This window comes from Luteibacter sp. HAY1-4A, assembly GCF_056755355.1.
Window position 1 is genome coordinate 61190 of record NZ_JBNDHZ010000002.1, and the last position, 13519, is coordinate 74708.

At 64.7% G+C, this 13519-nt stretch carries 10 protein-coding genes; 5 read left to right on the top strand and 5 right to left on the bottom strand.

Annotated elements, in window-relative coordinates; translation table 11 throughout:
- The first annotated feature begins 70 nt into the window (after positions 1–70).
- Together ACPYOD_RS01160 and ACPYOD_RS01165 are read left to right on the top strand one after the other, a co-directional pair.
- A complete protein-coding gene (locus ACPYOD_RS01160) occupies positions 71–1744 on the top strand; it encodes an N-acetylmuramoyl-L-alanine amidase family protein (protein ID WP_481299889.1) in 1674 nt (557 codons plus the stop codon).
- A 139-nt stretch (positions 1745–1883) separates the two neighbouring features.
- Entirely contained in the window at positions 1884–2399 is a 516-nt protein-coding gene (locus tag ACPYOD_RS01165; RefSeq protein ID WP_481299890.1) for a DUF4142 domain-containing protein, read from the top strand.
- A 112-nt stretch (positions 2400–2511) separates the two neighbouring features.
- Here the strand turns inward: ACPYOD_RS01165 and ACPYOD_RS01170 are convergent, their stop codons facing one another.
- The 5 genes from ACPYOD_RS01170 to xylA are packed head-to-tail and all read right to left on the bottom strand — an operon-like array spanning position 2512 to position 9134.
- Complete coding sequence (locus tag ACPYOD_RS01170; RefSeq protein ID WP_481299891.1) at positions 2512–3657, bottom strand: sugar ABC transporter permease; 1146 nt, start codon at positions 3655–3657, stop codon at positions 2512–2514.
- A 39-nt stretch (positions 3658–3696) separates the two neighbouring features.
- Positions 3697–5244, bottom strand: a complete 1548-nt coding sequence (locus ACPYOD_RS01175) for a xylose ABC transporter ATP-binding protein (RefSeq protein WP_481299892.1) — start codon at positions 5242–5244, stop codon at positions 3697–3699.
- Positions 5245–5254: 10 nt separating this feature from the next.
- On the bottom strand, positions 5255–6268 hold the full coding sequence (xylF, locus tag ACPYOD_RS01180; RefSeq protein ID WP_481299893.1) for a D-xylose ABC transporter substrate-binding protein: 1014 nt from the start codon (positions 6266–6268) through the stop codon (positions 5255–5257).
- Between the two features lie 16 nt (positions 6269–6284).
- The gene (gene xylB, locus ACPYOD_RS01185; RefSeq protein ID WP_481299894.1) at positions 6285–7805 is read right to left on the bottom strand and encodes a xylulokinase; all 1521 of its coding nucleotides are present in this window, start codon (positions 7803–7805) and stop codon (positions 6285–6287) included.
- A gap of 12 nt (positions 7806–7817) precedes the next feature.
- Complete coding sequence (gene xylA / locus ACPYOD_RS01190; protein ID WP_481299895.1) at positions 7818–9134, bottom strand: xylose isomerase; 1317 nt, start codon at positions 9132–9134, stop codon at positions 7818–7820.
- Between the two features lie 172 nt (positions 9135–9306).
- Between xylA and ACPYOD_RS01195 the strand changes: the two genes are divergently transcribed.
- Genes ACPYOD_RS01195 through ACPYOD_RS01205 form a run of 3 tightly spaced genes read left to right on the top strand, consistent with a single transcriptional unit; the run spans position 9307 to position 13452 of the window.
- Positions 9307–10488 (top strand): XylR family transcriptional regulator, encoded by a 1182-nt coding sequence (locus tag ACPYOD_RS01195; protein WP_481299896.1) that lies wholly within the window; start codon positions 9307–9309, stop codon positions 10486–10488.
- Positions 10485–11555: an aldose epimerase family protein gene (locus tag ACPYOD_RS01200; RefSeq protein WP_481299897.1), complete on the top strand. Its 1071-nt coding sequence runs from the start codon at positions 10485–10487 to the stop codon at positions 11553–11555. The genes ACPYOD_RS01195 and ACPYOD_RS01200 overlap by 4 nt, the downstream gene beginning before the upstream one ends.
- Positions 11556–11586: 31 nt before the next feature.
- Positions 11587–13452 (top strand): ATP-binding cassette domain-containing protein, encoded by a 1866-nt coding sequence (locus tag ACPYOD_RS01205; protein WP_481299898.1) that lies wholly within the window; start codon positions 11587–11589, stop codon positions 13450–13452.
- The last annotated feature ends 67 nt before the right edge of the window (positions 13453–13519 follow it).

Below are 13519 nucleotides of genomic sequence, written 5' to 3' on the forward strand. Positions count from 1 at the left end.
TCTCGTGACAGGAGAGCCCCATTCATGTAGGTGCTGTCAAATCAGAGTCCAGGGGGACTCCGATTTCAATATGGCTCTCGCCTGCACGCGTCGAATCATTCAACCGACATTCGATCTTGTGTTGGGTGTTGACCATGAGCAAGCCGCAATTGCGGTTCTCATGGAGCTTCTTATGCGAACGCCGAAGTCCGTAACAGCCCGGGTTGCCTGCATATCGGCGGCTATCGTGACGGCCTGCCTGGTTTATCCATCCGCTGCCCAGCAGGTTCATTTGCGTCCAGCCGAAGAGCCTGCAACTCCTGCAACTCCCACCACCCTCGCCGATCTGTCGGAAATGGAGCGTCAGAGGCTCATCGTACAGATCACCGAGATTGCCAATCAGACGGCGAACGAGAAATCCTGGTTCGAACAAGACTTGCGTCCCCTGATCATCAGGGTGGGACTGAATATCGAGAGCAACGGCATCGCATTCGACATGGAAGGACGCCTTTCCCACGAGGCGGGTTTCGATGATATGGCCGACCTGCACCGAGCGATAGAAAACCGCATCCTGACGCTCGAAGGAGCTGGGGAGATAAACGTTTTCGAGTGGACTTACGGTGGAAGATCTCTAGACGAAATACTACGAGACGTCGAACCGACTCCGGCGCCACTTAGTCGCAGGAAGAGATCTGCTGGACCCACTGAAGATGTGATAGTCGCGGCAGGCCATGGGCGCTATTACCACCACGGATATAACGACTGGCGACCACACCGTGAAGTGTCGAATGGCGTCCTGGAGGATGAGATGACTCCAAAGTTCGCCAGGGAACTAAGTCACTACCTTCGCCTGCTCCGCTTCAATGCCGTCGAGCTCCGCGCCGATTGGCGCGGCAATCATGAGCCTAGCGGCCTGCTATGGGGAAACCTGGGGGCACGTTACTTCCTCGAGCAATGGAAACCAGCTTTGCCACAATCAATTTGGCATTCGCTGCCTGCGGCGGCGGATCCGGGGCGGGAGCGGAGGGAAGACATCTTAAGCCGCCCTCTGTACGCGAATCATGTCGGGGCCGACACCATTATTCATCTGCATACCAACGCCGATACGAATTCAGCCGTCAGTGGTCTCAGGGTGCTCATTCATCCCGACAGACAGGCCTCGGCAAATCTGGGAAAACTTGCGCTTTGCAGCATGAAGGAGATGATCCATTCGATTGATCGCTTCAAAGCCTTCTCGGTAGCAAAGGCTCCGCACGTGGTCAACGATAAGGCGGAAAACGCGAAAGCCACTATGCCCTCGATCATCGTTGAAACCGGCTTTCACACGAACCCATCCGATGCAGAACTTATTAAGGACACCGAGTTCCAGAGGACTTCCATGATGGGGCTTGCCAAAGCGTACCGACTGTTCAAGGAAGGTCGAGAATGCGAGGAATTCAAGATTGAGAACATGGCTGACCTGATCGAGACCGTCGATAAGGAAGCTCAGATGCCCGTTTCCTTAAGGGGCAATCCGGTGTACCCATTGCGTATTCGATACGTGCCTTCCCGTTGCTACAGGGAGCCGTGCACTGCCGATAGCGCAAGCATCGGAGACCTGAATGAACTGGGACGCTTCCGAATTCGGCGATACTGCAGACGCGATGATGTGGAGAAAGGCCCCATCGAATACCTTGTAAGTGTCCAAGACTTCTGGGGTGCACGCGCGGAACCGAAGACCTTTCGACTCACATGCCTGCCGAAAACAAGAAGGAAAGATCGTTAGACCGCGCTGGCTTTTTCGGAAGCGCCCAAGCAATGGCAATGGAGCTTAGACATGTAGCTGGACCCTATCGTCCAGCTATTCTCACGGGCGTTTCATCGCGGTGGTGCGACGTTAGAGTCTCCACCCCGGAGAGCCCGCCATGACCCGCCGCCCTGCCCTCGCCATTGCCTTCCTCGCCGCCACACTGGGCCTTGCCGCTGCCCATGCCCAGGAAAAAGACAGCCAGGGAGGCACCGCCACCGATGCCGGGTTCTTCAAGAATGCCGGCGCATCCGGGCTCGCCGAAGTGGAAGCGAGCAAGCTCGCACTGAAGCAGTCGTCGTCCGCGAAGGTGAAGAAGTTCGCACAGCAGATGGTCGACGACCATACGCACGACAACGACGAGCTGAAGGGGCTGAAGTCAGGCGACAAGGGTTATTCGCTCGTGGAGTCACCCATGCCGGACAGCCAGAAAATGATCGATGCCATGTCGCGCATGCACGGTGCCGAATTCGACAAGGCCTACGCGAAGATGATGGTTGCCGACCACGAGGAAGCCGTGGCGATCTTCGAGACCGAGATCGAGAAGGGTTCCAATCCGGACCTGAAAGCCTTCGCGAAGAAGACGTTACCGAAGCTCAAGCACCATCTGCAGATGGCCAAAGCATTGCCGTGAGACGGGCGACATGTGGGAGCCGCTTCAGCGGCGAACCCGCGCAGCGGGCAAGCCTTATGCGAGCACCCATCGCCGCTGAAGCGGCTCCCACAGGAAGCGGGCCGGCCGCAGGTCAGGCGTTGCGGTTCGAGCCGGAGAGCACGTCCACCCACACGGCCAGGACCAGGATCACGCCCTTGATGATCATCTGCCAGGAATTGTCCACGTCCATCAGCTGCATGCCGCTATCGAGGCTGGCCATGACGAGCGCGCCGATGAGTGCGCCGTAGACCGTTCCCGAACCGCCGCGCATGGAGGTGCCGCCAATGAAGCAGGCGGAGATCGCATCGAGTTCCCCGCCGGTGCCGGCGGAGGGCGAACCCGAACCCGTGCGCGCCACCGTGATGATGCCGGCGAACGCGCACATCAGTCCCATCAGCGCGAAGACCACGAGCTTCACCCGCGCCACGTTCACGCCGGAAAGCCGGGTGGCTTCCATGTTGCCGCCCACCGCGTAGATGTGGCGGCCGAACACCGTCTGCGTGGAGACATAGGTGAATGCAGCCAGCAGGCCGAGCAGGATCATCACGGGAATGGGAATGCCGTTGGCGTCGTTGAGCATCCTGATGAAGCCGGCGATGAAAGCACCGATGGCGACGAGCCGCAGCACCTCGACCCACAACGGGCCCTGCTGCAGCCCCAGCTTCGAGCGCCGCACGCGGCGGCGCACCGCGAGGCCCACCATCACGAGGAAGATCACCGCGCCTATCCAGCGCGACAGTGCCACGGGCACGAAACCCTGACCGAGCGCGATAAGATCGTCGGGCGCCGGCGCGATGGTCGAACTGCCCGTGATGTAGAGCACGATGCCGCGGAAGGCCAGCATGCCGCCGAGACCGACGATGAACGAAGGCACGCGCATCTTCGTGACGATGAAGCCGTTGAACGCGCCGAGCAGCAGGCCGAGCACCAGCACCGCGCCGATGGCGGGCCACGTGCCCCAGCCCTCGTTCACCGTGAGGATGGCGACCACGCCGCCGAGCAGCCCCAGCAAGGAACCGATGGAGAGGTCGATTTCCCCCGCGATGATGACGAACACCATGCCGCACGCGAGCATGCCGGTGATCGCCATCTGCCGGAACAGGTTCGAGAGGTTCCCCGGGGTGATGAACGCGGCGTCCGTCTTCACGTGGAAGAAGACCCAGATGATCGCCACCGCGATAAGCAGCGCGAGGATCTTGTAGCGGACGAACAGCTGCTGGACTTTCTGTGCCTGCATGGAAACCTTTCCTGATGACGCTTTTGAACGGATCGGGGATCAGGCCGCGTGTGCGGGCCCTTCCGCGGCGTGTGAGATGGCCGCGGCCAGTACCTGCTCCTGGGTGAGACCAAGACTCGGGAAGTCGCCCCGCAGCCTGCCCTCGCCCACCACGAGCACGCGGTCGCTGACGCCCAGCACCTCGGGCATTTCGGACGAGACCATGATGATGGCCACGCCCTTGGCCGCAAGTTCGAACATCAGCTTGTAGATGTCGTACTTGGAACCGACGTCGACGCCCCGCGTGGGTTCGTCGAGGATGAGCACCTTCGGCTGCGGCAGCAGCATCTTCGTGAGCACGGCCTTCTGCTGGTTGCCGCCCGACAGGCCGACGATCGGCAGTTCCGGGCTGGCCGTCTTCACGCGCAGGCGGCGGATCTCGGCTTCCACGGTCTGCAATTCCGCCTGCCTGTCGATCTGTCCGGCGCGCGAGTAATGCGACAGCGTGGCGAGGGTGATGTTGTCGCCCACGCCGAGCAACGGCACGATGCCCTGGCGCTTGCGGTCCTCGGGAACCAGCGACAGCCCGGCCTTGATCGCCTGCTCCGGCGTTCTCACCTTGATGGGCTTCCCCTCGAGCACGAGTTCCGCCTCGTAGCGGCCGGGGTAGGCGCCAAAGATGGCCGACACCAGTTCCGTGCGGCCCGCGCCGACGAGGCCGGCAATACCCAGGATTTCCCCGCGGCGTACCTGGAAGGAGATGTCGTCCACCCGCTTGCGGTTCGGATTGGCGACATCCCAGCAGGTGACGTGCCGCGCCTCGAACACCACGTCGCCGATGTCGTGGTCCACCTTTGGGAACAGGTTCTCGATGTCGCGGCCGACCATCGCCGTAATGATCGAATGCGTGGTCATGTCGGCCATCGGTTTCGTCAGGATGTGCTTGCCGTCGCGGATCACGGTGACGGTGTCGCATACCCGTGCCACCTCGTCGAGCTTGTGCGAGATGTACACGCAGGCCACGCCCTCGCGCTTCAGGTCCTCGATGATGGACAGCAGTGTGTCCGTCTCGGCTGAAGTGAGGGATGACGACGGCTCGTCGAGGATGAGGAGGCGCGCGTTCTTCGCCAGCGCCTTGGCGATCTCGAACAGCTGCTGGTAACCGCCGCCATAGTTCATGACCGGCGCCGCGACGTTCACGTCCTTGAGCTTCAGCCGGGCGAGCAGCGCCTCCGCCTTCGCGTACATCGCGTCGTAGTCCATCAACCCGCCGAACCGGCGAATCTCGTTGCCGAGGAAGATGTTCTCCGCCACCGACAATTGCGGCACCAGCATCAGTTCCTGGTGGATGATGACCACACCGGCGTCTTCGCTGTCGCGAACCGAGTAAGCCTTCAGCGGCTTGCCTTCGAAGAGGATCTCGCCCTCCCAGGTGCCGTAGGGATACACCCCCGACAGCACCTTCATGAGGGTGGACTTGCCCGCGCCGTTCTCGCCGCAGAGGCCCACGCATTCGCCGGGCCGGACGGCGAGGTCGATGCCGTCCAGCGCGCGAACGCCGGAGAACTCCTTGACGATCCGGCGCATCTCGAACAGGTATTCGCTCATGACGACGGTATCAGGGGCCGACCTGGGCCTGGGTATAGAAGCCGTCCTTCACCACGAGGTCGACGTTCTGCTTCGTGAGCGCGGTGGGCGCGAGCAGGATGGTGTCGACGTCCTTCTTGCCGTTGTTCATCTTCGAGGTGAACGCCGGCGTTTCGCCCTTGGCCAACTGCACGGCCAGGTTGGCCGCATCGGTGGCGATGGTCTTGATCGGCTTGTACACCGTCATCGTCTGCGTGCCGGCCTTGATCCGCTTGATGGCGGCAAGGTCGGCGTCCTGGCCGGACACCGCGACCTTGCCCGCCAGCTTCTGGCCGTTGAGCGCGGCGATGGCGCCACCCGCGGTGCCGTCGTTGGAAGCGACGATGCCCTGGATGTTGTTCTTGTTGGCGGTGAGCGCGTTCTCGATGATCGACTGCGCGTTGGACGCCAGCCATTCGTTGGTCCACTGCTGTCCGACGATCTTGATGTCGCCCTTGTCGACCAGCGGCTTCAGCACCTTCATCTGGCCTTCGCGGAGGATCTTCGCGTTGTTGTCGGTGGGCGCGCCGCCGAGCAGGAAGTAGTTGCCCTTCGGTGCGGCGTTGACGACGCCCTGCGCCTGCATCTGCCCGACCTTGTCGTTGTCGAACGAGATGTATGCGTCCACGTCGGCGTTGAGGATAAGGCGGTCGTAGGAGATCACCTTGATGCCGGCGCGCTTCGCCTCGGCCACCACGGTGGTGAGCGTCTTCGCGTTGAACGGCACGATCACGATCACGTCGACCTTGCGCGAGATGAGGTTCTCGATCTGCTGGATCTGCTTCTGCTCATTGGCGTCGGCGGACTGCACGGACACGGTGGCGCCCTTGGCCTCGGCCGCGGCCTTGAAGTAATCGCGGTCGCGCGTCCAGCGCTCGACGCGGAGGTCGTCGATGGAGAAACCGATCACCGGCTTGTCCTTGCTCGCGTGCGCCTGGGGCGCGGCGAAGACACCGGCGGCGATCATCGATACGGCCAGCAGGGCGTGCAGGGGCTTCTGTTTCATGGGTTTCTCCATACGGTCATGGCATCGCCCTTGCGGAAGGGCGGATTTCGTCGCCGGCGTCGGCGTCGGCATACAGGGGTTTCAGACGTTCGTAAGAATGGCGGAACAGAGGGTGACGCGTTTGCAGGAAATAAGCATGACGCGCCGCATCGGGCTCGAAGGCGGCCGTCACGGGTGGCATGGGGCAGACCTCGTCGAGCGTGGCACCGGGCTCGGCGGCAAGGCGCGCCAGGCGTGCGGCCCCCAGCGCCGGACCGACGTCGCCGCCGCTGCGCATGACCAGGCGCTTGCCGAGAATGTCGGCCAGCATCTGCGTCCAGTAGGCGCTGCGCGAGCCGCCGCCGATGACGGTGATCTCCTGGGCGACCAGGCCCGTGGATTCGACAGCAAGCAGTCCGTCGAGAAGACCCAGGCCAACGCCCTCGAGCGTGGCGTTGGCGAGGTCGGCGCGATCGGTACCCGGCCCGAGTTGCGTAAAGGAGCCGCGTGCGTGCGGATCGTTATGCGGTGTGCGCTCGCCCGTGAGGTAGGGAAGGAACAACGGTCCGTGTGTTTCCAGGCCGCGGGCTTCCGCTTCCGCCAGCAGCGCGGGCACGTCCGCCATGCCGGTGAGCCGCGCCGTGAAATCGAGGCAACTGGCCGCGTTGAGCATCACCGACATCAGGTGCCAGGTGTTGGGCAACGCATGGCAGAAGGCATGCACGGCCTGCTCCGGGCTGGCGCGAAAACCGTCCGACACGGCGAAGTACACGCCCGAGGTTCCGAGCGAAAGCATGGCCTGCCCGTGGCGCACGATACCCACGCCGACGGCGCCGGCGGCGTTGTCGCCACCGCCCGCGGCCACCGGCACGGTGTCCATGCCCCAGCGCGCCGCCAGCTCTGGCCGCAGGCGGCCCGCGGCCTGCGTGCCCTCCCTCACCTGCGGCATGTGCGAACGGTCGAGACCCGTGGCGGCGAGCATCGCATCGCTCCACTGGCGATTCTTCACGTCCAGCCACAAGGTGCCCGCGGCGTCGGACGCATCGGTGAAATAGTCGCCGGTGAGGCGCAGGCGCAGGTAATCCTTCGGCAGCAGCACCTTCGCGACGCGATCGAACACGGCGGGCTCGTGCCGGCGCACCCATGCGAGCTTGGGCGCTGTGAACCCCGGCATGGCGAGGTTGCCCGTGATGGCGCGGAAGCCCGGCACGCGTTCCAGTTCCGCGCATTCCACGTCGGAGCGCCCGTCGTTCCAGAGGATGGCAGGACGGAGGACCGCATCGGCATCGTCGAGCAGCGTCGCGCCATGCATCTGGCCGGAAAGGCCTATGGCGACGACGCGCCGCGCGTCGGCTTGCGTGAGGACTTTCTCCACCGCGGACTCCGTCGCCGTCCACCACGCGGCCGGATCCTGCTCCGACCAGCGTTGCCTGGGATGCGACACCTCGAGCGGGCTCGTGGCGTTGGCGCGCACGGCGCCCGCCTCATCCATGAGGACCGCTTTTACCGATGATGTGCCCAGGTCGATGCCCAGATACAGGCGCGACGGCGTTTCCATGTCGTCTCTCATTCAACCGTAGATATAGCGGTTCACGATGTTCTCGAGCAACTCCTGCGCACCCGAAACGTGCTCGGGGCGGATGTCCCGTGCGAGGGCATCGTCGGAGAGCGAGGCCAGGGTGAAGCCCCCTTGCAGGATCTTGCCGCCGAAGTCGCCGTCCCATCCCGCATAGCGCTTCGCCTTGAACGCCGCGAGCGCGTCGCGTTCGATCATGCGGGCCGCGCGTTCGAGGCTGAGCGCCAGCGCGTCGATGGCACCGATATGGCCGTGGAACAGGTCTTCCGGCGCGCTGCTTTGCCTGCGCACCTTGGTGTCGAAGTTGAAGCCGCCTGTGGTGAAGCCGCCGGCCTTCAGGATCTCGTACGTCACCAGCGTGAGTTCTTCCACGCTGTTGGGGAACTGGTCGGTGTCCCAGCCGTTCTGCGGGTCGCCGCGGTTGGCGTCGATGGAACCGAACAGGCCGAGCGAGATGGATGTGGCCACCTCGTGGTGGAACGAATGACCCGCGAGGGTGGCATGGTTGGCTTCGAGGTTGGTCTTCACCTCGTTCTCGAGCCCGAATTCCTTCAGGAAGCCATACACCGTGGCGGTGTCGTAGTCGTACTGGTGCTTGGTGGGCTCCTGCGGCTTCGGCTCGATGAGGATGGTGCCCTTGAAGCCGATCTTGTGCTTGTGCTCGATCACCATCTGGAAGAAGCGTCCCAGCTGGCTGCGCTCGCGCTTGAGGTCCGTGTTCAGGAGGGTGTCGTAACCCTCGCGACCACCCCACAGCACGTAGTTGGCGCCGCCCAGACGGTGTGTCGCCTCCATCGCGTGACGCACTTGCGTCGCGGCATAGGCGAACACCTCCGGCTGCGGGTTGGTCGCGGCGCCGGCCGCGTAGCGCGGGTGGCTGAAGAGATTGGCCGTGCCCCACAGCAGCCGCATGCCCGTGTCGGCCTGCTTCCGCTCGAGCACGTCCACCATCGCGGCGAAGTTCTTGCGGTAATCGGCCAGGCCGTCGCCTTCCGGCGCCACGTCGGTGTCGTGGAAGGTGTAGAACGGGGTGCCAAGGCGGGAGAAGAAGTCGAACGCGGCATCCGTCTTCTCGCGCGCCCGTTCCATCGGATCCCCAGCCTGCTGCCACGGACGTCCGAAGGTGCCCGCACCGAAGACGTCCGAGCCGGGCCAGACGAAGGTATGCCAGTAACATGTGGCGAGGCGGAGGTGGTCTTCCATCCGCTTGCCCAGCACCCGCTTGTCGGGATCGTAATACCGGAAGGCCAGCGGATTCTCGCTGTCGGCGCCTTCGTGGCGGATCTTCGGAATATGGGAGAAGTACGACATAACAATTCCTTGACGAGCGTGGGGACGGATTCCAACGATCGTGACCAGCGCGGCCCATGCCGCGCAATTGCGATTTCCCTCGCGCGGAAGGTCTTTTTCGATGCCGCGCCGCGTCATTGACGGGCCTCGCAACCCTGCTAGCTTGGTGCTGGTTAGTCGTACCCGGAAGACCATGACCGCTCCCCATCGCATCGCCCTCCTGTTCAACGCCAACAAGGTGTACGACCGCCAGGTCGTCGCGGGTATTGGCCACTACCTGAACAGCACTCGCGTGGAGTGGGACCTCTTCATGGAAGAGGATTTCCGCAGCCGCATGCGCGACATCCACCAGTTCAAGGGCGACGGCGTCATCGCCGACTTCGACGATCCGGAAGCGCCGGAAGCCCTCAGCGGCCTGCACATTCCCGTGGTGGCGGTGGGCGGGTCGTACCACGATCCTGCGGCCTATCCGGCCGGCGTGCCCTACATCGCCACCGACAACGCGCGCCTCGTGCGCCTCGCCTACGACCACCTCATCGAGCAGGGCCTCAGCCGGTTCGCGTTCTACGGCATCCCGGCACATCCGGGCAGCCGCTGGGCCCAGGAGCGCGAGCATGCGTTCCGCGCCATCGTCGAGGAGGAGGCCGTCGAGGCCACGGTGTACGAGGGCTCGCCCACCAGCGCGGGCGGATGGGGCGAGGCGGTGGAGGAACTGGTGGCGTGGCTGAAGGCCCTGCCGAAACCCATCGGCATCATCGCCGCCACGGATGCCCGCGCGCGGCAGATCCTGCAAGCCTGCGTGATCGGCGACATCCCGGTACCGGAACAGGTGGCCATCGTGGGTATCGACAACGACCCCATGGCGCAGCTGCTTACGCGCATTCCCCTCACCTCCGTGATCCAGGGAGCCGAGGAAATGGGCCGCACCGCCGCGCACCTCCTGCACCAGATGCTGCGCGGGGTGGAATGCTCGGGCACGCGCGTGCTGGTGCCACCCGTGGGGATCAACGTGCAGGTGTCGAGCCGTTACCACCCGGTACGCAGCCCGCATGTCATGCGGGCCAGCCACTACATCCGGCAATATGGATGCCTCGGCATCAAGACCGAGCAGGTGGCGGACTACGTGGGCGTGTCGCGCACGGTGCTCGAGGAACATTTCAAACGCGAACTGAAGCAGACCGTGCACCAGGTGATCCTGAAGCACAAGCTCGACGCCGCCTGCGACCTGATCGCCCATTCCGACACGCCGCTGGCGGACATCGCGCTTCGCTGCGGCTTCACGTCGCTTCAGTACATGTATGCGGTATTCCGTCGCGAGTACGATTGCACCCCGCGACAGTACCTCGACCTCCATCGCACGACGGGAGCGACATGAGCGCCGCCCGCCAGGAACGTTCCATGCCCGTATCGCAAGCCACCGCCTGGGGACACCTTCCCGACGGCCGCCCCCTGCACCGCTGGACGCTGCGCAATGCCGGCGGCGCGCAGGTGGAGATCAGCGATCTCGGCGGCACGCTGCTTTCGTGGCAGACGCCGGATCGGCAGGGACGCATGGGCGAGGTGCTTCTCGGCCATGCCGATGCGCGGCAGTACCTGGATTCCAATGCGTACATGGGCGGCATCGTCGGTCGCTGGGCCAACCGTATCCGGGGCGGCAGGTTCCGCCTCGACGGTATCGACTACCGGGTGGACCGCAACGACGGCGGCAACCACCTGCATGGCGGCAACGACGGGTTCCATCGCCAGCGCTGGGACGTGGAGCCGGACGATGGCGGACTGACGCTGCGGCTCGTCTCGCCGGAAGGCGACGGCGGCTTCCCCGGCGAGGTGCGCGTGGAGCTTCGCCTGCGCCTGGAGGACGACGGCAGCCTGGACCTGCGTTATGCCGCCACCAGCGATGCGCCGACACCCCTCAGCCTCACCGCCCACCCGTACTTCAACCTCAACGACCGCCGCCCGGATATCCGCGATCACGTCATCCGGATCGACGCCGACGCGTTCCTCGCCATCGACGCGGGCGCCATTCCCGTGGGGCGGCAAGGCGTGGCCGGCACGGCCTTCGATTTCCGCGAAGCGGCGCCGATCGGCTCGCGCCTGCACTGGCCGGACCCGCAACTCCGCCTGGTGGGCGGCTTCGACCATTGCTACGTGCCGCGCGGCGACGCGGGCGCCGCGCCACGGGTGGTGGCCGTGGTCACCGAGCCGTCCAGCGGCCGCCGGCTCACCGTCGAGACCGACCGCCCGGGGCTGCAGTTCTACAGTGGCCAGAAGCTGACCGGGCAGCCCGGAAGGCATGGCGACGTATACGGCCCATTTGCGGGCTTCGCACTGGAAACACAGGCGTTCCCGGACCAGGTGAACGGCCAGGACGCGGAAGGCGCGATCCTGCGTCCGGGCACCGTCTGGCGCCAGCACACGCGTTACCGGCTCGACGCCCCGTAAGAGGGCCGCGGTCAGCGGGTACAATGGGCGGATGTCGCTTATCCAACTCCTCAACGTCGACTACAGCGTCGGCGGCCCGCTCCTGCTCGAACAGGTCGATCTTTCGCTCGATACCGGCGAGCGCGTCTGCATCGTCGGCCGCAACGGTGCCGGCAAGTCCACCTTGCTGAAGCTCATCGCCGGCGAATTGCATCCCGACGACGGCGAGATCCGCCTGCAAGGCGGTACCCGCATCGCGCGGCTCACGCAGGAAGTGCCGCAGGACACGCAGGGCAGTGTCTTCGACGTGGTGGCCGATGGCCTCGGCGAACTGGGCCACCTGCTCGCGCGCTATCACCACCTGCTCGACGAGGGTGACATGGACGGGCTGGGCGACGTGCAGGCCCAGATCGAGGCGCATAACGCGTGGGACCTGGACTCGCGCGTGCAGCAGGTGATCGAGCGCCTGGAGCTGCCGGCCCATACCGATTTTTCCGAACTCTCCGGCGGCATGAAGCGCCGCGTGCTGTTGGGGCAGGCGCTGGTGCGCGACCCGAACCTCCTGCTGCTCGACGAGCCCACGAATCACCTCGACATCGAGGCCATCGCCTGGCTGGAAAGCTTCCTCAAGAACTTCGCCGGCAGCATCGTCTTCATCACCCACGATCGCAGCTTCCTGCGTGCACTGGCCACGCGCATCGTGGAGATCGACCGCGGTGCCGTCACCAGCTGGCCCGGCGACTACGACAATTACCTGCGCCGTCGCGAAGAGCGGCTGCACGCCGAGGCACAGGCGAACGCCCATTTCGACCGCAAGCTGGCGCAGGAAGAAGTGTGGATCCGCCAGGGTATCAAGGCGCGTCGCACCCGCAACGAAGGCCGCGTCCGCGCGCTGAAGGCGTTGCGACGCGAGCGCGCGGAGCGCCGCGAGCAGTCCGGCAACGCGCGCATCACCCTGGCCACGGCGCAGGCGTCGGGGCGCAAGGTGATCGAGGCGAAGCACGTGACCCAGGCCTACGGCGGGCGCACGCTGCTCGACGACATATCGACCACCATCATGCGTGGCGATCGCGTGGGCATCATGGGCCCCAACGGCGCCGGCAAGTCCACGCTGCTGAAGATCCTGCTCGGCGAACTGAAGCCGCAGCAAGGCGAGGTCACGCTCGGCACGGGGCTCGAAGTGGCTTACTTCGACCAGCACCGTTCCGTGCTCGACGACCGTTTGAACGCGCTGGACAACGTGGCCGAGGGCCGCGAATACATCGAGTTGAACGGCCAGCGCAAGCACATCATCGGGTACCTGCAGGATTTCCTGTTCTCCCCGGAGCGGGCGCGCGCACCGATCACGCGGCTGTCGGGCGGTGAACGCAACCGCCTGCTGCTCGCGAAGCTGTTCGCGCAGCCGTCCAACCTGCTGGTGATGGACGAACCGACGAACGATCTGGACGTGGAGACGCTGGAGCTGCTCGAAGAGCTGCTCAACGAGTACACCGGCACCCTCCTGCTGGTGTCGCACGATCGCGACTTCATCGACAATGTGGTCACCAGCACGCTGGTGCTCGAAGGCAACGGCCAGGTGGGCGAATACATCGGCGGCTACAGCGACTGGCTGCGGCAGCGCCCGGCCACGCCGGCACCGAGGCCCGTTGCGACGAAGAACGCGCCCGCCCCGGAGCCCGCGGCAGCGCCCGCCGCACCGAAGCGGAAGCTGTCGTTCAAGGAGCAGCGCGAACTCGACCTCCTGCCCGCGAAACTCGAACAGCTGGAAGCCGAGATCGCGAAGCGCACCGAAGCGATGAACGATCCGAAGTACTTCCAGCAGGACGCGGCAGCGATCACCCGGGCCAACGAGGAACTGGCGAAGCTGCAAGCGGAACTGGAGACGGCATTCGCGCGCTGGGAAGAGCTGGAAGGCTGAGGCGTGTGAGCTTGGTGTGGGAGCCGGCTATGCCGGCGATCCCGCGGCAGCGGGCAATCTTGTCGCA

Bases quoted from the DNA above. Each gene is read 5' to 3' on its own strand.
- ACPYOD_RS01160 (WP_481299889.1), top strand. From the start codon at position 71: ATGGCTCTCGCCTGCACGCGTCGAATCATTCAACCGACATTCGATCTT.
- ACPYOD_RS01195 (WP_481299896.1), top strand. From the start codon at position 9,307: ATGACCGCTCCCCATCGCATCGCCCTCCTGTTCAACGCCAACAAGGTG.
- ACPYOD_RS01205 (WP_481299898.1), top strand. From the start codon at position 11,587: ATGTCGCTTATCCAACTCCTCAACGTCGACTACAGCGTCGGCGGCCCG.
- ACPYOD_RS01175 (WP_481299892.1), bottom strand. From the start codon at position 5,244: ATGAGCGAATACCTGTTCGAGATGCGCCGGATCGTCAAGGAGTTCTCC.
- ACPYOD_RS01165 (WP_481299890.1), top strand. From the start codon at position 1,884: ATGACCCGCCGCCCTGCCCTCGCCATTGCCTTCCTCGCCGCCACACTG.
- xylF (WP_481299893.1), bottom strand. From the start codon at position 6,268: ATGAAACAGAAGCCCCTGCACGCCCTGCTGGCCGTATCGATGATCGCC.
- ACPYOD_RS01200 (WP_481299897.1), top strand. From the start codon at position 10,485: ATGAGCGCCGCCCGCCAGGAACGTTCCATGCCCGTATCGCAAGCCACC.
- ACPYOD_RS01170 (WP_481299891.1), bottom strand. From the start codon at position 3,657: ATGCAGGCACAGAAAGTCCAGCAGCTGTTCGTCCGCTACAAGATCCTC.
- xylB (WP_481299894.1), bottom strand. From the start codon at position 7,805: ATGGAAACGCCGTCGCGCCTGTATCTGGGCATCGACCTGGGCACATCA.
- xylA (WP_481299895.1), bottom strand. From the start codon at position 9,134: ATGTCGTACTTCTCCCATATTCCGAAGATCCGCCACGAAGGCGCCGAC.